The organism is Sphaerisporangium siamense, from assembly GCF_014205275.1.
Classification (GTDB): Bacteria; Actinomycetota; Actinomycetes; order Streptosporangiales; family Streptosporangiaceae; genus Sphaerisporangium; species Sphaerisporangium siamense.
Genome location: NZ_JACHND010000001.1, coordinates 1,408,460 through 1,428,209, shown reverse-complemented (window position 1 = coordinate 1,428,209; position 19,750 = coordinate 1,408,460). Strand labels below are relative to the sequence as shown.

Below are 19,750 nucleotides of genomic sequence, written 5' to 3'. Positions count from 1 at the left end.
GTCACGGGAGTCACGGATCCGGAGCCCCGGATTCGACGCCTGACCGGCGGAACCTGCCAAGCTTGACCCGGTCCCCGACGACTGGAGCGTGCCGTGATCGACGAAGATCGTCCCGCCCGCGTGCTGGCCGGGCTGCGGGAGTTCTACGAGACCCCTCCGCCCGACACATCCGGCCGCGGCGCCGAGGCCGCGCTCGCCCTGTTCCACGACGTGGCCGCGACCGTCCCCGCGTACGCCGACTTCCTGCGCGAGAAGGGGGTGGACCCCGCCGCGATCCGCACGGTGCGGGACTTCGCGCGCGTCCCCCTGCTCGACAAGGAGTCCTACCACCGGCGCCATCCTCTGCCCCGGCTCTGCCGGCACGGCAGGCTGGACGCCTGCGACATGGTCGCGGTCTCCTCCGGCTCCTCGGGCGCGCCGACCGTCTGGCCGCGGTCCGTGCTCGACGAGCGCCTCGTCGCCGCCCGCTTCGAGCAGGTCTTCCGCGACGGCTTCCACGCCGGCGAGCGCACCACCCTCGCCGTCATCTGCTTCGCGCTCGGCACCTGGGTGGGCGGCATGTACACCGCCGCCTGCTGCCGCCACCTCGCCGCCAAGGGCTACCCGATCACCGTGGCCACCCCCGGCAACGACATCGGCGAGATCCTGCGGGTCGTCGGTGAGCTCGGGCCGCACTTCGACCAGGTGGTGCTGCTCGGCTATCCCCCCTTCGTCAAGAACGTCGTGGACGCGGGGCTCGCCCGGGGAATCGACTGGCCCGCCCACCACGTCAAGCTGGTGCTCGCCGGCGAGGTGTTCAGCGAGCAGTGGCGCGACCTGGTCGGGCGCCGGGCGGGCATGACCGACCCCTGCCACGACTCGGCGTCCCTCTACGGCACCGCCGACGCCGGCGTGCTCGGCGCCGAGACCCCGCTCAGCGTCCGGGCCCGCCGGTTCCTGGCCGGGCGTCCCGACGCCGCGCGCGAGCTGTTCGGCGACTCCCGCCTGCCGACCCTCGTGCAGTACGACCCGGAGAGCCGCTACTTCGAGGTCCGGGACGGCACGCTGCTCTTCACCGGCGACAACGGCGTGCCGCTGATCCGCTACCACATCGCCGACGAGGGCGGCGTCGTGCCCTTCGACGTGATGCTGGAGTTCTGCCGCGCGCGCGGCTTCGACCCCGCCGTGGGGCACGGGCCCGACGAAACCGTCCCCGAGCTGCCCTTCGTGTACGTCTTCGGGCGGTCGATGTTCACGGTCTCGTTCTTCGGGGCCAACGTCTACCCCGAGAACGTCACCGTGGGCCTGGAGCGGGCCGACATCGGCGAGAAGGTCACCGGCAAGTTCGTGCTGCGCGCCGAGGAGGACGCCGGCCACGACCGCCGCCTGTCGGTCGTGGTCGAGCTGGCCCCCGGAGTGCGGCCCGACCCGGCGCTCGTCCCGGTGATCGCCGGCTCGATCCGGACCGAGCTGCTCCGCCTCAACAGCGAGTTCGCCCACTACGTGCCCCAGGAGCACCAGACCCCCGTGGTCGAGCTGCGCGAGACCGGCGACCCGGAGTACTTCCCGCCCGGCGTCAAACACCGCTACACCCGTCCCGCATAGCACGAACCTGGCGAAACCCGGAGGAATGCACAAAAACGGTCTGCGAGGTGAGTTTTGATTCCCTTGACGCTTCCGGGTCCGCGTCGTGGGCAGTTCACGACCGGATCGTCACCGCCGGCGCGCCCGCGGTCCCGCGGCGCGCGCCGTCGGCGGGCCGGTATACCCCTGGCCCCCGCGGCGTCGTACGTTAGGGGTTAGGTGGTCACCATGCGTGAGAAAGCGCAGGTGGCGGGCAGGGCCGAACGTCCCGCCGCGAGGCGTCGTAAGACCCTGTCGGGTCGCTCGTCCGTACCCGACGCTGGATGGAGATTCCCTGACAGGGAGGTGCACTATGCGATCCTTGGCCAGGTGGACGATGAGGTGTGTTCGCCGTTATCGGTTCGACCACAATCCGCTGCGCAGGCGCTCTGACCGCATCGAGGCCGTCGCGGTCCTGCTCACCCTGCTGGTCCTGGTCGCCAGCGTGTGGCCCGCCCTCCTGGCCGGCCGCGTGGTGTACCAGCGGGGGCTGACGGCCGAGCGCGTGGACCCGGAGGTCCGCCAGCAGGTCACCGCCGTCCTGCTGGAGAACGGCGCCGCCACCAACCCTGTCTCGTCCCAGGGAACCGTGCTCGGGGTCAAGGCCAAGGCCCGCTGGTACATGCCCGACGGCAGCGTCCACATGGGCGTGGTGTCGGTGCCCGCGCACGCCAAGGCGGGATCGTCGCTGGAGCTGTGGGTCGACGCGCACGGCACTCCCACCGCCGCCCCCCGCACGCACGCCCAGACGGTCGCCGACGCCGTCGTGGCGGGCTTCGGCGTCGTCGCCGGGATCGGGGGGTTGCTCTTCCTGAACCTCGCCCTCCTGCGGTGGATGCTGGACCGCCGCCGCTACGTCGAGTGGGAGAAGGAGTGGACGGCCGTCCACGACCGCTGGCGGCGTCCCAGGCAGCCGTGACCGGCCGGACGGCGGGGTCCACGGGGCCGTAGGCCCGCGTGGGAGGAGGCACCCATGAGCGGACACGTTGTCGTAGGGGTCGACGGCTCGCCCCCCTCGGTGGTCGCCGCCCGCTGGGCCGCCGAGGACGCGCGGCGGCGCGGCGCCGGGCTGCGCGTCGTCCACATCAGCGAGCCGTGGATGTACGTCCAGCCGCTCGCCACGCCGCCCGGCTTCCAGGACTCGCTGGAGGAGGCGTCCCGGGCCGTGCTCGCCCAGGCCGCCGACGAGGCGCGCGACCAGGTGCCGGGCCTGGAGGTCGAGACCGTGTCGCGGGTGGGCGACGTGCGCACCGAGCTGCTGCGCCAGGCCGAGGAGGCCGAGGTCCTCGTGGTCGGCACCCGGGGGCACGGCGGGTTCCTCGGGATGGTGCTCGGCTCGGTGTCGATCGGCGTCGCCGGGCGCGCCGACTGCCCGGTGATCGTCGTCAGGTGCGACGAGGAGTCCCGCGAGCACGGCGAGATCGTCGTCGGGCACGACGGGTCGCCGGAGTCCGAGCCCGCGCTGCGGTACGCCTTCGAGGAGGCCGCGCGCCGGGGCTGCCGCCTGCGTGCGATCTACGCCTGGGAGCAGACCGCGTTCCTGCCCATCCCGGCCAGCGACACCCCGCACATGGAGCGGCTGTACGACCTCGGGCGCAAGGCCGCCAAGGAGCAGTTGCTGCCGTGGCGGGACAAGTACCCGCAGCTCCGGGTGACGGAGTCGATGCCGTGGGCGCACCCGGTGGAGGCGCTGTCGGAGGCGTCGGCCACCGCCGACCTGGTCGTCGTCGGGTCGCGGGGCCGGGGCGCCCTCCGCGCGGCCGTGCTCGGCTCGGTCAGCCACGGCGTGCTGCACCACGCGCGCTGCCCCGTCGCGGTCGTCCGCGTGCGTCCCGGCGGCCCGGGCACCGAGGAGGCCGCCCGATGGGAGGGGCGGGACACATGAAGCAGAGCGTGCGCCTCGGCCGCGTCGCGGGCATCCCCGTGGGGGCGCACTGGTCCACACTGCTGATCATGATTTTGATCGGGGGAGTGCTGGCGAGCACGGTGCTGCCCCAGGCGATCCCTGGCCGGCCGCCCGCGCGGTACTGGGCGGTGGGCGCGGCCACGGCCGTCCTGTTCCTGGGCTCGCTGCTCGCGCACGAGCTGGCCCACGCCCTCGTCGCCCGGCGCAGGGGCGTGCCGGTCACCTCGATCACCCTGTGGCTGCTCGGCGGGGTCACCGAGTTCGCCGGGGAGTCCAAGACGCCGAAGGACGAGTTCAGGATCGCCGTCGCGGGGCCGCTCGTCAGCCTGGTCCTCGCCGTCGTGTTCTATCTCTGCGTCCTGCCGGTGAGCGGCCCGGCGCTGATCGTGGCGGCGGTGCGCTGGCTGGCGCTCATGAACGCCGTGCTGGCGGTCTTCAACATGCTGCCGGGCGCCCCCTTGGACGGCGGGCGGGTGCTGCACGCCTTCCTGTGGCACCGCGGCCGCGACCGGGCCCGCGCCGACCTGGCGGCCTCCCGGGCCGGGCAGGGACTCGGCGCCGGCCTCATCGCGCTCGGGGCGGTGGAGCTCGTCCTCATGGCCTGGACCGGCGGGCTGTGGATGATGCTGATCGGCTGGTTCCTGATCACCGCCGCCCGCGGTGAGGGCATGATCAGGGCCGCGCACGAGGGGCTCGGCGGCTGGCACGTCCGCGACGTGATGACCCCCGCGCCGGACGTCGCCCCCGCCTGGCAGGACGTGGAGAGCTTCGTGGACTCCACCGCGCTGCGCTCCCGCCAGAGCGTGTTCCCCGTGGTCGAGTTCGGCGGCGCCGTCACCGGGGCGCTGCCGCTCCAGGCCCTGACCGCGGTTCCGGCCGCGCGGCGGCGCGACACGCGCGTCTCCGCGCTGGCCCGTCCCCTCAGCGCGGGCCACCTGCTCTCTCCCGACGACGACGCCACGCGGATCCTGGAGCCGTCGGCGTCGCGGGTCGCGGGGGAGCTGGTGGCCGTGGTCGTCGAGGGAGGGCGCATCGTCGGCATGGTCACCACCGCCGACCTCGGCCGGGCGCTGCAGCAGGCCGCGCTGCGCGCCCCCGCCGGGACCGGCCCGCGGCCCGACCAGCCGGGCCAGGCCCTGCGTGACGGGCCCGGCGGCTGAGAGGCGGGCCGGGCGTCACCCTTCCCGGAAGCGCAGCAGCAGCATCGCCGCGTCGTCGTGCAGGGGCGCGTCGACGTGGTGGACCAGGTCGAGCCTGAGCGCTTCGAGCGCGGCCTCAGGGTCGTCGTCCTTCAGCAGGAACGCCCGCTCGGCCAGGGGATAGAACCGTCCCGCGCGGTCGCGCGCCTCGATCACCCCGTCGGTGTAGAGCAGGACCTGGTCCCCCGGCCCGAACGCGACCTGGTGCGGGTTCGGGCCCTCGACCTCCAGGACGGCGAGGCCCAGCGGCGGCGCGCTCTCCGCGGGCTCGGCCAGCGTGATCTCGCCGTCCGCGTGGATGATCAGCGGCGGCGGGTGCCCGTAGTTGAGCAGGGTCAGCTTCCCGGCCGGGTCGGCGTCCACGAGGATCGCGGTGACGAACTCCTCGCCGGACAGGCGCCGGTTGAGCGCCTTCTCCAGCCGCCCGCTGACGCCGCGCAGGTCGGGTTCGTCGTGCGCGGCCTCGCGGAACGCGCCGAGCACGAGCGCGGCGGTCTCGACCGCCTCCAGGCCCTTGCCCTGGACGTCGCCGACGATGGCGCGCACCCCGCCGGGGCCGGTCACGACCTCGTACAGGTCGCCGCCGATGCGGGCCTCGGCGTTGGCCGAGGTGTACGACACCGCCGCGCGTAAGTGGCCGGCCCGGCGCGGGACGGGCCTGAGCAGCACCCGCTGGGCGACCTCGGCGACCGAGCGCACGGTGGCGAGCTCGCGTTCGCGCCGCTGGCGTCCGACCGTGGCCAGGATGCTCGCGGCGGTCACGCCGGTGATGGAGACCAGGCTCATGGTGCTCTGCCGGTCGCCGAGCAGGTCGTTGTACACGGCGAGCAGCAGCGAGGTGACCAGCGCGATGACGCCGATCAGCACGGTGCGCCGCACGCCGCCCACGAGACTCGCGAACGCCGGGCCGACGGCGAGCAGCGAGAGGTAGCCGAGGTCGGGCCCGGTCAGGATGTCGACCGCGGCGACGATGCCCAGCGACGCGAAGGGCAGGGCGCCCATGAGCGTCTGCGTTCTGCGGTTCTCCCGGGTCATCGGCACTCCGCGGCCGTGACGCTCCGGGGGCTGACGTCGTCCGTCACAGGATGCCTCCGCGGGATAGGTCATTTCGGTCGATTTTCGACCAGACTTCCCGGTGCTCCGCGGCCACTGTAACAAGACCGGGAATCGGCGAACAGCGTGGCGACCTTACGTGAGGGTCACAGGTATGAGTGACGCGGCTTCGGTTACGGCGTCCGGAGGGACGTCGCGGAAGCCCGATATGGGGAGCGGCGGGCACGCGGACGCCGTCCGCATATGCGTCGTGTGAACGCGATGACCCAGGGATGATTCTCACCATTTCGCGCCTACGTGACCAAGCACTCGACGACCTCACAGGACCAACGAACCGGACGCCCGGGGGCGTCCGAAAGCCGCACCGAGCCTGCCCGAGCGCGATTCGCGCCGGGAGGTCTCTGAAGGGCTCATGAATCGAACCTTACTCTCGGATCAGCCAACTGGGACTGATTCGATATAGGACTTGTGGTTTCCGCGCCACGGCCGCCGGCTAAAGCCCCGCTATAACTTGATAGGCCGAAATGTGCGGATCAAGTGTGACTTATGGGCGGTGGTTCAGGAAGCCGCCGTGTCCCGTCCCGTGCGCCTCAACTCCAGGTCGTCCAACAGGGTGCGGGTCGCCGCCGTGATCGCCGCCACGGCCTGGTCGAACGCCTCCGCGTTGCGGGCCGAGGGGGCGCGGAACCCCGAGATCTTGCGGACGTACTGCAGCGCCGCGGCCCGCACGTCCTCGTCGGTGACGTCGCTGGTGTAGGGCTCGCGCAAGGTCTTGATACTCCGGCACATGCCATGGACCGTACGTCATGACGGGCGCGGAAGCGCTCATGGGCGCCGGGCGCGATGCCGGCGCACGGCGTCGCGGTTGGCGCAGCGGGGGGAGCAGTAGCGCTGCCGCCCGCCGCGCGACACGTCCGCGTACACCTGGGAGCACTCCTCGGCGGCGCAGCGGCCGAGCCGCGACATACCCCGTCCGGTGAGGTGGAGCGCCGTGCCCACCGCGACCAGCGCCCGCAGTACCTCGCCGAGCGGCAGCGCCTCGTCGCGGTAGTGCAGGTGCCAGCCCGTGCCCGCGTGGTCGCTCAGGCGCGGATGCGCGGCGGCCGACGCCAGCAGCTTGTTCAGCAGGGCCGCGCGCTCGCCGTCGTCCTCGGCGTCGACCACGGCGCACCACTCGCCGATGAGCGCGCGCGCCGTCGCCAGATCCTCCGGGCGGGGGGACGGCCCGTCCAGCCGCAGTCCCGCGGCGCGGCAGCGGTCCACCAGGTCGTCGAGCGAGCTGGGAGGGGTGTTGGCGAGGTCGGTCATGAGCTGGACCGGATCTTCCCCGTAAGGGTTGAGATGCACAATGCCATTACAGCACACTCGAAATATGACCGACCATGACGGCCACACCTGGCGGACGCGATCACATCACTTCACCAGCGAGGGTCTGGTGCGCTACCAGTCGTGCCACTGCGGGGTCTGGCGGGTCCTCACCGGGCCGGCGGGCGGCGCCACCGTGCTGGCGCGCCCCGCCTCCACCCCGCCGGGGCGGTGAGCCGCCGTTCGTTCCCTGGGAGGTGGACAAACTCCCAGTCAAAGGCGGTTACCGGACGATTCTCGGCGGGGATGCCCTAACCGTCCCGACTCCTGGAGGCCCGCCATGGCGCCACAGACGATCGCCGCCCCGTCCCGGCCGACGGGCACCGCTCCGTCCCGCCCGTCCCGGCCGTCGGGCGCCGGCCCGTCCCACGCGGCCCGGCCGTCGGGCACCCATTCCGTCTTCGCGGGCATCGTCCACCGCCTCGGCCACCGCCTTCCGGGAGGGTGCGTGTACGAGCTGAGGCTGCCGTTCATCGGGACGATCGGCATCCCTCCGCCGGACAGGCTCACCTACTACGCGGCGCTCGGCGTCCTCGTGGCCTTCAACCTCATCGACTGGCCGCTGGCGCTGATCATCGCCGTCGGGCACTTCCTCGCCGAGCAGAACCTCTTCCGCGCGCTGAAGGGCGTCGGGAAGGCGGCCGAGGCGCTGTAGCGCACGGTCGCAGAGCGGTGCAGACCCGTACATTCTCCATAATTTGCTTATGCTGACCCGCCGCGCGCTCAACCGCGCACTGCTGGAACGTCAACTGCTGCTCCGCCGGCACGGCAAGACGGCGCTGGAGGCCATCGAACACCTGGTCGGGATGCAGTCCCAGGCACCGACCTCGCCGTACGTGAATCTCTGGACCCGCCTCCGGGACTTCGAGAAGGACGACCTCGCCCGGCTCCTGAACGACAGGGCGGTGGTCCGGGTGGCGCTGATGCGCGGCACCATCCACCTCGTCAGCGCGCGCGACTGCCTGGAGCTGCGGCCGGTCGTCCAGCCGGTCCTCGACCGCTGGGCCCGGTCGAGCCACGGCGCACGCCTCGCCGGCGCCGACCAGGAGGAGGTGGTCGCGCTCGGCCGCAAACTGGTCGAGGACCGCCCGCTCACCTTCGAGGAGCTCGCCGGACACCTCGGGGAGCGGTGGGGGGACGGCGAGGCGTTGTCCAAGCTGGTCCGCGCCAAGCTGGCGCTCGTGCAGGTGCCGCCCCGCGGCATCTGGGGCGCCGTCTCGCGGGCGCGCCACACCACCGCCGAGTACTGGCTGGAACGGCCCCTCGGCGACGGCTCGGCGATCGAGACCATGGTCCTGCGCTACCTCGCCGCCTTCGGCCCCGCCTCGATCAAGGACATGCAGGCGTGGTCCGGGCTCACCGGGCTGCGCGAGGTCGTCCGCGGGCTGCCCGGCCTGCGCGTCCACCGGGACGAGGCGGGCGTCGAGCTGTTCGACGTGCCGGACGGCCCGCTGCCCGACCCCGACACGGAGACGCCGGTGCGGTTCGTCGGCGAGTTCGACAACCTCCTGCTCTCCCACGCCGACCGCGCGCGCGTCATCACCGAGGAGCACCGCAAGGCCGTCTTCACCGTCAACGGCATCATCCGCGCGACGATCCTCGTGGACGGGTTCGTCGCCGGCACCTGGAAGATCGTCGAACGCGGCGACGCGGCGACCCTGGAGATCACGCCGTTCACCGCGCTCGGCCCCATGACGCGCGACGCTCTGGCCGAGGAGGGCATGAACCTCCTCGCCTTCGCCGCCCCGGGCAAGAGCGGCCAGGACGTTCGCTTCTCCCCCGGCAGGCCTTGACGTGCCGTTTGCCGTGAACGCCGTCGCCGCCGGGTACGCCGCCGGGTAGGCAGTCAACGAGCGGGCGCGTGGCGCCGCCGCGACGGGAAGGGGCGCTCATGGAGGGTTCGACCGTCTGCCGGAACCTGGCCGCCGGCGCCCTGGCCGGCGCCGCGGGCACGACCGCCCTCTACGTCGTGACCTACCTGGACCAGGTGGTGCGCGGCCGATCGCCTAGCGGCCTGCCCGCGCGGACCGCGGAGGAGCTCGCCGGGAAGGCCGGGATCGGCTTCGGGGACGAGGAGCGGGCCCCCAATCGCGAGGAGGCCGCCGGCGCGCTGCTGGGCATCCTGACGGGGGTCGGGCTCGGCGTGGCGTACGGGCTGCTGCGCACCGGTGTGCGGGACGTCCCGGAACCGGCCGCCGGCGTGGGCCTCGGCCTGGCCGTCACGGCCGTCGCCAACACGCCCATGATCGCTCTGGGCCTCACCGACCCCCGCACGTGGGGCGCCGTGGGGTGGCTGTCCGACCTGGTCCCCCACCTCGCGTACGGGCTGGTGACCGCGTACGGGTTCCACATGACGGCCCCCACCGGCACGCGCGGGACGCGGCGCCGCCGGACGTGCCGGTGAGGTCATCGTTCATCGCTTACCGTATCGCCGGTATCACTTTCTGTGACGTTCCTTAGATGAACGATAGATTGATAGAAGGTGAATGACTCGTGAAGTCATGAGAACCGAGGCGTGGAAAAGCGTGGCCCCGATTCCTTGCCGCCATGGGGGAAACCGTCTCGGTACGCGGGCCGATTCCGTTCCCGGCCGACGTTCCGGCGAGAAAGCCATGTGCCGTCCCGGCGATAGGAAGGCGTGCCGTGAAATCCGGTCTCGGGGAATTCGTGCGCGACCTCGGAAGGGCCGCGCACGAACCCGTCAGCGGGTGCCCCCTTTCCGCGTCATCCTGCGGATGACGTCCCGGGCGCGGTCGAAGATCGCGGTCGGCGTACCGAACACGACGTTCTTCGTCGCCGACTCGACCCCCGGATGCGGGTGCGTCGGGGCGAGCGACTCGGCCGCCTTGACCCCGAGCGCGAGCGCACGGCGCTCGTTCTCGCTGGTCTCCCTGACGAGCTGCGGGAACTCGTCCCGCTCCTCGGCCTCGGCGTGCGCGATGACGCCGGCGCGCAGCTCCTGCAGGCGCGAGCCGAACTGCGGATCGTCCGTGCCCCGCTGCTCCATGAGCGCGAGAAGCCGCTTGGCCTCGTTCTCCTCCCGCAGCCGCGCCTCGACGATGGCGTCCCCGTCGGCGAGCGCGCGTCTGGCGTACGGGTGGACGACCTCCTCCTCGGCGGTCTCGTGCACCGAGAGCAGCCGTACCAGGCGTTCGAACGCCTCGGCCCTCGCCCCGCCGGTGGCCCGCTCCACCTCGCCGAACAAATCCTTGATCATCTGGTGTTGGTGGACGAGGAGCGCGACCACGTCGTTCTCGTCCATCAGCTCAGGAACAGTCCTGCCTTCCGACATCAGGTCCCCCCGCTTTCGTTGGTCATGGAACGGCCGGCAGCCGCCCTCCGTGGCCGCCGGCCGATATCCGGCACGATCGTTGGGCCCTACTTGGTGCTGTCCGCGAGCTCGGTGAGCGCCACGGCGGTGCGAAAGTATTTGTTACGCCCGAGGTCTCCGACCGTGGTGATTTTGAAGGCTTCCTTGAGAAGCTTGGCGTCGCCTTCGCTCACTCCGGCCAGGGCCGAAACGGGCGCCTTGATGAGCTCAGGAAGGCTTTTGTCCTCGAACTCCTTGTCGAGAACCTTGGCCAAGTCCGCGTTCACTACCATGGATCCCCCAGTGGTGCCGCCGACCCGGCGGTAGTGCCGGGCAATTGAAGCTTTCCCCGTAAGACCCCGGAACACGGACATCTGGCGATAAGAGAGGGTAAAGAGGCAGTAGTTAAGGGGATTGTCAGAGACCTCGTCCCGCCCGCCCGTGCCGATCAGCGTACGTCCGCCCCCGCCGCCCTCGGCCGTGAAGCGCACGTGAGAAGAACCGCCCAGGTCAGCCCGCTGTTACGGTGATCGTGACTTCGACGAGGAGGGGGCCAGGCCGTGTCCACCGTGAACGATTTCCAGTGGAAGACCGCCCGCACCGCGCTGAGGCGTGCGGGTGACCGGTTCGCCCACCTCCTCACGTCCGTCCCGCCGCAGGCCATGGCGACCCGCGACTGGACCGTCGCCGAGACCGGCGCCCACGTCGCCGCCATCGCGCTGCTCTACACGGCGATCGTGCGCGACGACAACGCCCCGCACCCCATGCCCGAGCTGGCGGGGCCCATCGCACAGACCAACATCGACACCGTCGCCGACGTCAACGACCTGGCCCTGCGGTCCTACCCCGAGCGCGACCCGTACGAGCTGGCCCGCTGCCTGCGCGACCACATCGACGAGATCCTGCGCGTCACCGAGCACCTGGACCCGTCGTCGTTCATCCCGTGGCTCGGCGAGGCCCGCGTCCCCCTCGCCGGCGTCCTCGCCCACCTCGTCAACGAGCTGCACATCCACGGCTGGGACATCGCCCACCGCCTGCGGGCCCCGTGGACCATCCCCCCGCGCGAGGCCGCCCTGTTCTTCGACCTGTTCCTCATCGGCATGATCCGCGAGGACTACGGGCGGCTCATGGACACCTCCCAGTCCCGCCGCGCCGGCCGCATCGCCGTCCGCTTCCACTCCCGCCACACCGCGCCCGCGAGCCTGGTCCTCCACGACGGCCGCGTCTCCGTCGAGCCCCCCGGCCCCCGCGTCGACGCCCACGTCGCCTTCAACCCCCCGGCCCTGAACCTGATGCTCTTCGGCCGCATCAGCCGCACCCGCGCCGTCCTCACCGGCAACCTGGCCGCCTGGGGCCGCCGCCCCTGGCTCCTCCCCCCCTTCCTGAAAGAAGTCCGCCTCCCCACCAACCGCCGCCCCCGCCACCACCACGCCGAAACCCCCATAGACGCCTGACCCGACCCCGTAACGGACCTCGCGATGGCCTCACGCGGAACCATGCGCGGACCATCATCGTTTGATCGTGTGCTTCTGCAGGCATACACGCGAAGGTGAGCTGGTATGGGGCGCTTGGGTGGGGATGGGGATGGTGAGTTCCAAGAGCAGCTCTCGCAGGATGCGCGTACTGCCATTGAGCGCGGTTACCAGGTCTATGTCGCCTACATCCCAGAGGAAGTCCCTAAGAAGTACAGGCAGGTTCACACCTCATGGGGAGCTACCGAGGCGATCAATCGCATCGAGCAGGAGGGCTGGCGCTTGGATCGCATGCTGGAAAGCATGTACGGAAACGGGGTACGCGTCCTCACATGTATGTTCCGGCGGTACGTCTCAGATCGCGTTGAAGACGCCTTATAGGTGGCCATCAATGGGCACGCCCCAGCAGGATCAGTTCCCATAGGTCGCCGGTCTGTGTGTACCGCATCCGGGAGGTCTCGACCGTTGTCCGGCCTTGGCCGGTGCGTTCGATGTAGCCGCGGCCACCGGAGGCGATCAGGTAGTACACCACCGGCTTGCACTGGCAGGTCCAGCGCAGGACGCGCCGGCGTGGGTCCACTTGGGTCACCGGCAGCCAGACGACCTGTTGGCAGTCCGGCTGGGGTTCGGGGACATGAGGGCCGTGTCCTGCGGTGCCGTCACTGGCCTTCAGAACCGTCATTGTGCTCTGCTCCTCCGGCACGCGCAGGCCGGTGGTCGGGGGGAAGTAGCCGCCGATCGAGATGGTCGCGCGCGGACTCAGACCGTACGGGTCGGTGGGGGGTTCGGGGTCGTTCCCGGCGGACGGGATGGGCTCGGGGGTGTGTCGGCCGTGGACGGTCATGCCACCCGTGTCCACAGCTCTCCTGGGCGGGCCGCCTCCGACTCCGCCTCGCGCATGAGTTCCCGCAGTTCCTTGATGGACGCGGTCTCGATCCGCAACGGGGAGGGGACCCGCCAGGCGGCGATCGCCACGAACCTGCGGCTTCCCACCCCGTAGGTGACGAACCACCCGGGCTCCAGTTGGTCGAGTTGAGCGGCGGCCGCGCGTTCGGCCGGGTCCCAGCGCCGCGGCTTCGCTTCCATGACGGGAGCGCCGATGCGGTGTCGGCCCTGGCCCCGGCTCATGCCGCCCCCCGGCGAAGGCAAGCGCCGTGGACGGCGGAACGGGTCGGGGTGTGATCACTGTGCGTAGTGCTTTCAGGCATGGTTCGCACCTCGGATGACATCGAGGGCCACGTCCGGTCGTCCGTCGCGCCGGTAGGCCGTGTCGGTGAGACGGATTCATCAGAACGCTGCGTGACCGTGCCGCGACAGAGGATAACTTTGGGTGCGACGGATATCCCTGCGTCTGTTCGGAGGGCGCGCATGAGCGATCTCCCCGCCTGGTCCATCCGGCTCCGTGAAGAGCGTGAATCGCGCGGTTGGTCCCTGAAGGCGATGGCCCGTCAGCTGACCGAGGCCGCCGACGAACGTACACGGGCGCATCTGCCGACCCGAGAGTCTCTCGTCCGTATGGTCCGTTCTTGGGAGGCCGGGAAGCACCGACCGCGCGCCCCGTATCCCCAGCTGTACGCGCGAAGCTTTGAACTCTCAGAGGCGGAGCTGTTCAGGGAGAAGACGCGATCGGCGGATACGCGGTCGGGTGAACTCGTCTATCCCCTGGCCGAGACTCATCTCTTGTGTGAAACGGCGCGTACGCTGGGTGCGGCTTCCCCTATTTTCATGGACGCGATGGATATGGAACGTAGGGCGGCGGTTCGGCTTCTCGCTGCGGTGAGCGCCGGGACGGTGATTCCGGCGGGGGCGTTGGAAACGGTTCTGGGCGGGGTGGAACGCGCTCTCGGGGAGCGCGTCGACGTGGATGGCTGGGAGTCCACCGTCCAGGAATACGGTGAGTTGCTGAAGGTCCGGCCCGTTGGTTCGCTGATTCCGGATCTGACGGCCGAACTGATCGCCGTAGGAAATCTGCTGAACCGGGGAAATCCGCCGTTGGCGCAGGCCGGGCTGGCGCGGGTGGGCGCGGAGTTCGGGTGGATGCTGGCCTCCCAGCTCGACGACATCGGGGACCAGCGGGCCGCGCGCGTCACCTGGGGGACTGCCCGGCGTGCGGCCGACGCGTCCGGTGACCGTGACCTGGCGGTATGGGTGCGCTCGAAGGAGGCCAGCATGGCCCGGTGGTCGAGCAGGCCCGACACGGTCGCCCTGACGTTGGCCGACGAGGCGATCGGCATCGCCGGCGCGCGGCCGTCCAGAGGACTCGTGCAGGCGTACGGCGTGCGCGCGTCCCTGGCGGCTCGGCGGGGTGAGTCGGCTGCGCGTGAGGCGTACACCGCGCTCGACGCGCTGGAGGGGGCGGCGGATCAGACCGGTGCTGCGCGCTATCTCTCCTGGGCCCAGTCGTATGTCTACGTCCTTCTCGGCGACAGCCGAGCGAGTTCGGCGATCGACAAGGCCAGTGATGGTGTGAGCCCGGAACACGCCGCGGAGATGGAAATGCTCCGGGCACTGGACCTCGTGGGGCGCCGTGACGTGGGGGAAGGCCTCCAACAGGCCGTCAACGTGCTTGGCGTACGGCCGGCCAGCGCGTCACGACGGCACATGACCGGCGAAATCCTCACCGCACTCCCCGAAAAGGCTCGAACCCTCCCCGCCGCCCGAACACTCCGCGCCCTGCTGGTCGCCTGAGGTCGGGCGGGAGTGTCGGTGGGGGTGGGTATGGTGCTTGGTCATGAGTGGAGCGTCTTTGGAGGAACCAGGGTTTTTGCGGGATGTCCGGGCGGACTATGACGCGATGGCCGAGGTCTACGCCGATCATGTGCGGACGTTGGTCGATGCCATGCCGTTCGACCGGGCGATGTTCGGGGTGTTCGCCGAGTTGGTGCGGGACGCGGGGCAGGGGGCGGTCGGCGATCTCGGGTGCGGGCCGGGGCGCATGACGGCGTATCTGGCCTCGCTGGGGGTGGACGCGTTCGGGGTCGACCTGTCGCCGGCGATGATCGAGATCGCGCGCCGGACGTACCCCGAGCTGCGGTTCGAGGTCGGGTCGATGGACGCGCTGGACGTTCCGGACGGCAGCCTCGGGGGTGTCGTCGCCTATTACTCGCTCATCCATACGCCGCCCGAGCATGTCCCGGCGTTCCTGGCCGAGTTCCGTCGAGTGCTGGCGCCGGGCGGCCACCTGCTGCTCGGCTTCTTCGCCGAGGACCGGTCGGGGTTCGACGTTGAGCCGTTCGACCACAAGGTGTCGCTCGCCTATCGCTGGTCGCCCGATCACCTGGCCGAGCTACTGCGGCAGGCCGGTTTCGCGATGAACGCGAACCTTGTCCGGGAACCCGCCGCGAACGAGCGGTTCCAGCAGGCGTACCTGCTGGCGGCCAAGCCCGCTGCCTCCAGCGGATGACGGACGGCGCGCCGCGGGTTCAGGGAGCGCCCACGTGACCCCCTGAACCCGCGGCATGGTCACCCCGGAGAGAAGGCCCGCCTCACCGGCTCGTCCGACCCGTTGATCCGCGGTGTCGGCGGCGGTCGACGCTCGCGGTCACTCGGATCCGCCCGAGGCGGGCCGAGTCGGCTCCCGAGTCGTGCGGTCGCTGAGGTCCTCGACGCCGACCTGGCGGGTCGAACCGTCGCGCAGCGTCAGGGTGGCGCCGCGGATCTCCGGTGCGGTCGCCGCGTTCTCCTGTTGTTCGGTCGTCGGGGCGTCGGGCCACCATACGGCGACGTGTCCCTCGCGGACGGTCGCGGTCACCGGCCCCTTGGCCACGGTGTCGAAGACGACCCCGACGACATCGGCGCCGACGCGTCCGGTGACGCCTCGGATGCTGCCCGAGGACGTGCTCATCACCCCTCCGAGGTTGACGAGCACCGACTTCGGCCCCACGGCCGGCGCCGGGGGTGACTGCGGAGTCGCGAGGCTGCCGCCCATGGCCACGACCGACCCGTCGCGCACGTAACACGTCGACTCGCTCGGGCTCGCCGCGCGATCGGTCAGATAGACCATGACCAGGGAACCGCGCGCCTCGGTGATCACCGGACGCATCCTCGACCGGTCCGCGCCCTCGACGGGCGCGGGGTCGTCGAGGACCGCCTTGAGGCACGCCGACTCGGCCTGGCGTGCCGCGCCCGTGGACAGGGCGTGTGGTGTCGCCGACCAGGCCAACGCCTGACCGCCGCGGAACAAGGACGGGCCGGCGACGAAACCGACGGTGACGGTGGCCGCGACGGCGCCGAAGGCGGCTGCCCGTCGTGCCACCCTCACCCGCCGTCGGGGCCGCGAGGGCGTCAGCCCCGGGACGGACGTCCGGTCCTCGGCCCCGGAGAGCACCCGGCGCAGCACGGCCCGCGCCTTCGCGTCAGAGCCGGTGACGAGGTCGGGGCTCGTCACGGCCGCGTCGAGGCCGGCGAGCATCCGGTCGAGCCGGCGGTCGCTGAGCGTGCTCTTGGTGTCGTTCATGTCGAACTCCCTCGGGGCGTGGCGGCGACCGGCCGGCTGGCGGGGGTCTGGGGCAAGGCCTTGGTGTGGGCGCGCAGGGCCTTGCGGGCACGGCTCAGGCGCAGGCGGTAGGCGACCGGGGAGATGCCCAGAACCTGGGCCGCCCGGGGTGCGTCCAGCCCGTCCCACACGGCCAGGGCCAGCGCCTCCTGATGTACCGCGGACAGCCGGGACCACGCCCGGACCAGATCGACGCGCCGGGCGACCAGATCGGGGTCGAGCTCTCCGGCGTGGGCGTGCGCCGCCGGGTTCTCGGAGACGCGCACGGCCAGCGCCTGTCGTCTCCGCTCACCTCGGACGCTGGCCATCAGGGTCATCCGGGCGATGCCGAACAGCCAGGCTCGTGCGTCGTCCGCCTGGGCCGGGACGTCTTCGAGACGGCGCCAGGCCACGACGAACACTTCGGCCGCGATGTCCTCGGCGTGGCTCGGATGGACTCGACGCTCGGCGAAACGCAGAACCGCCGGATAGGTCGCCGTGAAGAGATCAGCGAACCGTCGCTCCCGATCCGGCGGGCCTGTGTCGTGGATACTCATGCCCCTTCATGTCGAGTTCCCGCCCAGCTGTGTCGCACATAGCCCGAAAGAAACTATTTGTAATGCTTCGGGTTCAATGCGTAGTGGTGACGGGATGGGCGTGGCGGCCTCGGGTCAGGCGGTGGAGACTTCCTCTACGAGGTGTGAGCTCCACGGGCACCAGGTGTAGTTCGGGAGGAAGGCGCCGCCGGCCTCGTCCAGGTGTTCCTCGACGTAGTCGATGGAGGCGTCGCAGACCTCGGTGGCGGCGTCGAAGAAGTCGATCGTCGCGGGGTCGTAGTGGTAGCTCCAGCCCTGGTTGTACGAGGCCTGGGAGGGGACGATGGTGCCGATGACGTGCGGCTGGTCCGTGGTCACGCCGTTGATCAGGTCCCTCGCGTGCTGGATCTTCGCCGGGTCGGTGAGCTTGAGGACGAAGTACTGGTCGGACGCGTCGGTGAAGGCGAAGTAGGCGGGGTCCGTCGCGGCGCGGCCGGTCGCCGCGGCCGGTGACGTCGCCGCGAGGACGCCGAGGATCGCCGCGGCGGCGGAGATGCCGATCTTGGAGAAGACGCGTGGCATGGTGCCTCCGTTCCTTGTCGGGGCGCCCCACGAGGCCGCCCGCTCGCCGTCATGTATAGCCGTGGAGGTTGTTCGGCATCGGGGGGAAGGCGCCGGACAAACAAAGCATGGACAAAGACGGCCGGGGCGCTACCGCCGTCCGGCCGTCCTGATCTGCGGGGACGTCAGCCGTCCAGGACGGCGGGGTCGATGCGGGCGAGCCGCTCCGGGTCGGTGAGGATGTCCAGGGCGGTGATCTTGCCGTGCGCGATCGTGAAGGACAGGATCGCGAAGATCCGGCCGTCCGCCTCCGCCATGACGCCCGGGGTGCCGTTGACGAGGACGGGCCGGGACGCCGACGCCCGGGCGAAGCGGGCGAAGGTGATCGCCTGGGAGGCGACGTTGGTCGCGCCCCGGTGGACGGCGCTCGGGCGCAGCGCGCCGCCGTCCGAACGCACCACGACGTCCGGGTCCAGCACGGCCACCAGCGCGTCGAGGTCGCCGTCGCGCGCGGCGGCGAGGAAGGCGTCCACGATCCGACGGTGGCGGGCCGGGTCGGCACCGGGGGTGGGGGCCGTCGCCTGGACGCGGCGCCGGGCGCGGCTGGCGAGCTGCCGGGCCGCGGCCGGGGTGCGCCCGATGACGGGGGCGATGTCGTCGAACGGCACCGCGAACAGGTCGTGCAGGACGAAGGCCAGCCGCTCGGCCGGTCCCAGCGTCTCCAGGACCACCAGCAGGGCCAGGCCGACCGAGTCCGCGAGCAGTGCCTGCTGCTCGGGGTCGGGGCCGCCGGGCCCGCTGATGATCGGGTCGGGGATGCGGACCTGTCCGCCGGGCTCCTCAAGCGGCTCCTCGCGCCGGGCGGTCCTGGACCGCAGCATGTCCAGGCACACCCGCCCCACCACCGTGGTCAGCCAGCCGCCGAGGTTCTCGATCGCGGCGGAGTCGGACCGGCTGAGCCGGAGCCACGCCTCCTGGACGGCGTCGTCGGCCTCGCTGAGCGAGCCGAGCATGCGGTAGGCCACCGCGCGCAACTGGGGCCGGCGCTCCTCGAAGCGCTCCGCCAGGAATTCGTTCCCGGTCATCTGTCACATCCCTCCGGTGCCGTCCGTCAGTGCGATGACGGACGACGACCGGCCGATGTGACGAGCACCGCCGGCGAATGAGAAGGAGAAGATCGTGGACGCACGGATGAACAACCCGGTGATGGTCCTGCCCGACGCCATGCAGGGTATCCAGGCCCTGTTCAAGGCCATAGGGCGGGGCGGGGTGCCGCAGCGGACGCTGGAGCTGGTCCATCTGCGGGTGAGCCAGATCAACGGGTGCGGCGCGTGTCTGTACGGAGGGGTGGACAGCGCCAGGAAGGCGGGGGAGACCGACGAGCGGCTGCACGCGCTGGCGGCGTGGCGGGAGGCGCCGTTCTTCGACGACGCCGAGCGGGCGGCGCTGGCGCTGGCCGAGCACGCCACCCGGATCGCCGACCGGTCGGGGGACGCGGTGCCCGAGGACGTCTGGGAGGCCGCCGTCGGCCATTACGACGAGCGGCGGCTCTCGGCCCTCCTCCTCATGATCGCCTTGACGAACCTCTTCAACCGGCTCAACGCCACCACCAAGCAGCCGGCCGGCGTGACCTGGGCCTGACGGCTCGGAAGGGCGGAGTGCCCGGTCCGGTGGGCGGGCACACCGACCGTATGGGCAAAAGCGACAAAGATGATGATATCTCCGTCGGCGACAAGGTCACGTGGAAGAGCCACGGCGGCACCGCGACGGGAACGGTCGAGCAGAAGATCACCGAGAGGACCGAGCGGGCCGGCCGGGTGGTGGACGCCTCGCCGGACGACCCGCAGTACCTCGTCAAGAGCGACAAGAGCGGACGGAGCGCCGTCCACAAGCCCTCGGCGCTGCGGAAGAGGCGCTGAGATGGCCGGGGACGAGCGGCGGCGCGTCGCGGACGAGTTCGGCGAGGCCGTCAACATGACCGCCGCGGAGCTGGAGCGGTGGCTCGGCACCTCGGAGTCCGGCGCCGTGGGGGACAAGCCGGGCGGGGGCGAGTCCACGGGGCACGCCTCCGGGCGGCACATCGTCGACATCCTCCGCAAGAAGAGAGGAGAGCTGACCGACGACGACTACGCCCACATGAGAAAGGTCACCGGCTACGTCCACCGGCACGTGGCCCAGCGGCCCAAGGGGGACGTCCGGGACACGCCGTGGCGGTACTCCCTGATGAACTGGGGCCACGACCCGCTGAAGTGACCGGCCGCATGGCGTGACC

At 71.2% G+C, this 19,750-nt stretch carries 25 protein-coding genes; 14 read left to right on the top strand and 11 right to left on the bottom strand.

Annotation, left to right across the window (positions count from 1 at the left end; genetic code table 11):
* Positions 1-93 precede the first annotated feature (93 nt).
* The 4 genes from BJ982_RS06600 to BJ982_RS06585 all read left to right on the top strand — a co-directional run bounded on the left by BJ982_RS06600 (position 94) and on the right by BJ982_RS06585 (position 4,668).
* Positions 94-1,584: a phenylacetate--CoA ligase family protein gene (locus tag BJ982_RS06600; RefSeq protein WP_239123458.1), complete on the top strand. Its 1,491-nt coding sequence runs from the start codon at positions 94-96 to the stop codon at positions 1,582-1,584.
* 355 nt (positions 1,585-1,939) lie between these two features.
* Entirely contained in the window at positions 1,940-2,521 is a 582-nt protein-coding gene (locus BJ982_RS06595) for an Rv1733c family protein (protein ID WP_184877548.1), read from the top strand.
* Positions 2,522-2,575: 54 nt separating this feature from the next.
* Positions 2,576-3,487 (top strand): universal stress protein, encoded by a 912-nt coding sequence (locus BJ982_RS06590; RefSeq protein WP_184877547.1) that lies wholly within the window; start codon positions 2,576-2,578, stop codon positions 3,485-3,487.
* Positions 3,484-4,668: a site-2 protease family protein gene (locus BJ982_RS06585; RefSeq protein WP_184877546.1), complete on the top strand. Its 1,185-nt coding sequence runs from the start codon at positions 3,484-3,486 to the stop codon at positions 4,666-4,668. Before BJ982_RS06590 ends, BJ982_RS06585 begins: the two co-directional genes overlap by 4 nt.
* A gap of 15 nt (positions 4,669-4,683) precedes the next feature.
* Here BJ982_RS06585 and BJ982_RS06580 read toward each other — a convergent pair whose 3' ends face one another.
* The 3 genes from BJ982_RS06580 to BJ982_RS06570 all read right to left on the bottom strand — a co-directional run bounded on the left by BJ982_RS06580 (position 4,684) and on the right by BJ982_RS06570 (position 7,107).
* Entirely contained in the window at positions 4,684-5,742 is a 1,059-nt protein-coding gene (locus BJ982_RS06580; RefSeq protein ID WP_184877545.1) for a PP2C family protein-serine/threonine phosphatase, read from the bottom strand.
* A gap of 576 nt (positions 5,743-6,318) precedes the next feature.
* Positions 6,319-6,549, bottom strand: a complete 231-nt coding sequence (locus BJ982_RS06575; protein ID WP_184877544.1) for a DUF2277 domain-containing protein — start codon at positions 6,547-6,549, stop codon at positions 6,319-6,321.
* 36 nt (positions 6,550-6,585) lie between these two features.
* Complete coding sequence (locus BJ982_RS06570) at positions 6,586-7,107, bottom strand: CGNR zinc finger domain-containing protein (RefSeq protein ID WP_184877543.1); 522 nt, start codon at positions 7,105-7,107, stop codon at positions 6,586-6,588.
* Between the two features lie 25 nt (positions 7,108-7,132).
* Here BJ982_RS06570 and BJ982_RS06565 point away from each other — a divergent pair, with 25 nt between their 5' ends.
* From BJ982_RS06565 to BJ982_RS06550, 4 genes are all read left to right on the top strand, one after another.
* Positions 7,133-7,300: a hypothetical protein gene (locus BJ982_RS06565; RefSeq protein WP_184877542.1), complete on the top strand. Its 168-nt coding sequence runs from the start codon at positions 7,133-7,135 to the stop codon at positions 7,298-7,300.
* A 105-nt stretch (positions 7,301-7,405) separates the two neighbouring features.
* The gene (locus BJ982_RS06560; protein ID WP_184877541.1) at positions 7,406-7,780 is read left to right on the top strand and encodes a hypothetical protein; all 375 of its coding nucleotides are present in this window, start codon (positions 7,406-7,408) and stop codon (positions 7,778-7,780) included.
* Between the two features lie 49 nt (positions 7,781-7,829).
* Complete coding sequence (locus BJ982_RS06555) at positions 7,830-8,918, top strand: winged helix DNA-binding domain-containing protein (RefSeq protein ID WP_184877540.1); 1,089 nt, start codon at positions 7,830-7,832, stop codon at positions 8,916-8,918.
* Positions 8,919-9,016: 98 nt separating this feature from the next.
* Positions 9,017-9,529, top strand: coding sequence for a hypothetical protein (locus tag BJ982_RS06550; protein ID WP_184877539.1), 513 nt, complete (start codon positions 9,017-9,019; stop codon positions 9,527-9,529).
* A gap of 297 nt (positions 9,530-9,826) precedes the next feature.
* Here the strand turns inward: BJ982_RS06550 and BJ982_RS06545 are convergent, their stop codons facing one another.
* The gene (locus BJ982_RS06545; RefSeq protein WP_203959368.1) at positions 9,827-10,387 is read right to left on the bottom strand and encodes a hemerythrin domain-containing protein; all 561 of its coding nucleotides are present in this window, start codon (positions 10,385-10,387) and stop codon (positions 9,827-9,829) included.
* Positions 10,388-10,503: 116 nt separating this feature from the next.
* Positions 10,504-10,926: a hypothetical protein gene (locus BJ982_RS39035; RefSeq protein WP_239123456.1), complete on the bottom strand. Its 423-nt coding sequence runs from the start codon at positions 10,924-10,926 to the stop codon at positions 10,504-10,506.
* A 69-nt stretch (positions 10,927-10,995) separates the two neighbouring features.
* On the opposite strand from BJ982_RS39035, the gene BJ982_RS06535 reads away from it, so the two are divergent.
* Positions 10,996-11,889: a maleylpyruvate isomerase N-terminal domain-containing protein gene (locus BJ982_RS06535; RefSeq protein WP_239123455.1), complete on the top strand. Its 894-nt coding sequence runs from the start codon at positions 10,996-10,998 to the stop codon at positions 11,887-11,889.
* A gap of 406 nt (positions 11,890-12,295) precedes the next feature.
* On the opposite strand, the gene BJ982_RS06530 is transcribed toward BJ982_RS06535, so the two are convergent.
* Both BJ982_RS06530 and BJ982_RS06525 read right to left on the bottom strand, forming a co-directional pair.
* A complete protein-coding gene (locus tag BJ982_RS06530) occupies positions 12,296-12,766 on the bottom strand; it encodes a hypothetical protein (protein WP_184877537.1) in 471 nt (156 codons plus the stop codon).
* A complete protein-coding gene (locus BJ982_RS06525) occupies positions 12,748-12,993 on the bottom strand; it encodes a hypothetical protein (protein WP_184877534.1) in 246 nt (81 codons plus the stop codon). The genes BJ982_RS06530 and BJ982_RS06525 overlap by 19 nt, the downstream gene beginning before the upstream one ends.
* Before the next feature lie 282 nt (positions 12,994-13,275).
* On the opposite strand from BJ982_RS06525, the gene BJ982_RS06520 reads away from it, so the two are divergent.
* Together BJ982_RS06520 and BJ982_RS06515 are read left to right on the top strand one after the other, a co-directional pair.
* Complete coding sequence (locus BJ982_RS06520) at positions 13,276-14,595, top strand: XRE family transcriptional regulator (protein ID WP_239123454.1); 1,320 nt, start codon at positions 13,276-13,278, stop codon at positions 14,593-14,595.
* A 106-nt stretch (positions 14,596-14,701) separates the two neighbouring features.
* Positions 14,702-15,310 carry a class I SAM-dependent methyltransferase gene (locus BJ982_RS06515; RefSeq protein WP_307784655.1) on the top strand — a complete coding sequence of 203 codons (609 nt, stop codon included), beginning with the start codon at positions 14,702-14,704 and terminating at the stop codon, positions 15,308-15,310.
* A gap of 138 nt (positions 15,311-15,448) precedes the next feature.
* Here the strand turns inward: BJ982_RS06515 and BJ982_RS06510 are convergent, their stop codons facing one another.
* From BJ982_RS06510 to sigJ, 4 genes are all read right to left on the bottom strand, one after another.
* Positions 15,449-16,363 carry a hypothetical protein gene (locus BJ982_RS06510; protein ID WP_184877530.1) on the bottom strand — a complete coding sequence of 305 codons (915 nt, stop codon included), beginning with the start codon at positions 16,361-16,363 and terminating at the stop codon, positions 15,449-15,451.
* Positions 16,360-16,938: an RNA polymerase sigma factor gene (locus tag BJ982_RS06505; RefSeq protein WP_184877528.1), complete on the bottom strand. Its 579-nt coding sequence runs from the start codon at positions 16,936-16,938 to the stop codon at positions 16,360-16,362. Before BJ982_RS06505 ends, BJ982_RS06510 begins: the two co-directional genes overlap by 4 nt.
* A 114-nt stretch (positions 16,939-17,052) precedes the next feature.
* Positions 17,053-17,499 (bottom strand): BP74-related protein, encoded by a 447-nt coding sequence (locus BJ982_RS06500; protein WP_184877526.1) that lies wholly within the window; start codon positions 17,497-17,499, stop codon positions 17,053-17,055.
* Positions 17,500-17,663: 164 nt separating this feature from the next.
* Positions 17,664-18,563 carry an RNA polymerase sigma factor SigJ gene (gene sigJ / locus BJ982_RS06495; protein WP_184877524.1) on the bottom strand — a complete coding sequence of 300 codons (900 nt, stop codon included), beginning with the start codon at positions 18,561-18,563 and terminating at the stop codon, positions 17,664-17,666.
* Positions 18,564-18,657: 94 nt separating this feature from the next.
* Here sigJ and BJ982_RS06490 point away from each other — a divergent pair, with 94 nt between their 5' ends.
* From BJ982_RS06490 to BJ982_RS06480, 3 genes are read left to right on the top strand one after another with little or no spacing between them, the layout of a single operon-like run.
* Entirely contained in the window at positions 18,658-19,119 is a 462-nt protein-coding gene (locus BJ982_RS06490) for a carboxymuconolactone decarboxylase family protein (protein WP_203959367.1), read from the top strand.
* 50 nt (positions 19,120-19,169) lie between these two features.
* Positions 19,170-19,397, top strand: a complete 228-nt coding sequence (locus BJ982_RS06485) for a hypervirulence associated TUDOR domain-containing protein (protein ID WP_184877523.1) — start codon at positions 19,170-19,172, stop codon at positions 19,395-19,397.
* A 1-nt stretch (position 19,398) separates the two neighbouring features.
* Complete coding sequence (locus BJ982_RS06480; RefSeq protein ID WP_184877522.1) at positions 19,399-19,731, top strand: DUF3140 domain-containing protein; 333 nt, start codon at positions 19,399-19,401, stop codon at positions 19,729-19,731.
* Positions 19,732-19,750 lie beyond the last annotated feature (19 nt).

Excerpts from the sequence above, each read along its gene's own strand:
- BJ982_RS06595 (WP_184877548.1), top strand. The coding sequence starts at position 1,940 with ATGAGGTGTGTTCGCCGTTATCGGTTCGACCACAATCCGCTGCGCAGG.
- BJ982_RS06590 (WP_184877547.1), top strand. The coding sequence starts at position 2,576 with ATGAGCGGACACGTTGTCGTAGGGGTCGACGGCTCGCCCCCCTCGGTG.
- BJ982_RS06585 (WP_184877546.1), top strand. The coding sequence starts at position 3,484 with ATGAAGCAGAGCGTGCGCCTCGGCCGCGTCGCGGGCATCCCCGTGGGG.
- BJ982_RS06580 (WP_184877545.1), bottom strand. The coding sequence starts at position 5,742 with ATGACCCGGGAGAACCGCAGAACGCAGACGCTCATGGGCGCCCTGCCC.
- BJ982_RS06575 (WP_184877544.1), bottom strand. The coding sequence starts at position 6,549 with ATGTGCCGGAGTATCAAGACCTTGCGCGAGCCCTACACCAGCGACGTC.
- BJ982_RS06565 (WP_184877542.1), top strand. The coding sequence starts at position 7,133 with ATGACCGACCATGACGGCCACACCTGGCGGACGCGATCACATCACTTC.
- BJ982_RS06560 (WP_184877541.1), top strand. The coding sequence starts at position 7,406 with ATGGCGCCACAGACGATCGCCGCCCCGTCCCGGCCGACGGGCACCGCT.
- BJ982_RS06555 (WP_184877540.1), top strand. The coding sequence starts at position 7,830 with ATGCTGACCCGCCGCGCGCTCAACCGCGCACTGCTGGAACGTCAACTG.
- BJ982_RS06550 (WP_184877539.1), top strand. The coding sequence starts at position 9,017 with ATGGAGGGTTCGACCGTCTGCCGGAACCTGGCCGCCGGCGCCCTGGCC.
- BJ982_RS06545 (WP_203959368.1), bottom strand. The coding sequence starts at position 10,387 with ATGGACGAGAACGACGTGGTCGCGCTCCTCGTCCACCAACACCAGATG.
- BJ982_RS06525 (WP_184877534.1), bottom strand. The coding sequence starts at position 12,993 with ATGGAAGCGAAGCCGCGGCGCTGGGACCCGGCCGAACGCGCGGCCGCC.
- BJ982_RS06520 (WP_239123454.1), top strand. The coding sequence starts at position 13,276 with ATGAGCGATCTCCCCGCCTGGTCCATCCGGCTCCGTGAAGAGCGTGAA.
- BJ982_RS06515 (WP_307784655.1), top strand. The coding sequence starts at position 14,702 with ATGGCCGAGGTCTACGCCGATCATGTGCGGACGTTGGTCGATGCCATG.
- BJ982_RS06510 (WP_184877530.1), bottom strand. The coding sequence starts at position 16,363 with ATGAACGACACCAAGAGCACGCTCAGCGACCGCCGGCTCGACCGGATG.
- BJ982_RS06505 (WP_184877528.1), bottom strand. The coding sequence starts at position 16,938 with ATGAGTATCCACGACACAGGCCCGCCGGATCGGGAGCGACGGTTCGCT.
- BJ982_RS06500 (WP_184877526.1), bottom strand. The coding sequence starts at position 17,499 with ATGCCACGCGTCTTCTCCAAGATCGGCATCTCCGCCGCCGCGGCGATC.
- sigJ (WP_184877524.1), bottom strand. The coding sequence starts at position 18,563 with ATGACCGGGAACGAATTCCTGGCGGAGCGCTTCGAGGAGCGCCGGCCC.
- BJ982_RS06485 (WP_184877523.1), top strand. The coding sequence starts at position 19,170 with ATGGGCAAAAGCGACAAAGATGATGATATCTCCGTCGGCGACAAGGTC.
- BJ982_RS06480 (WP_184877522.1), top strand. The coding sequence starts at position 19,399 with ATGGCCGGGGACGAGCGGCGGCGCGTCGCGGACGAGTTCGGCGAGGCC.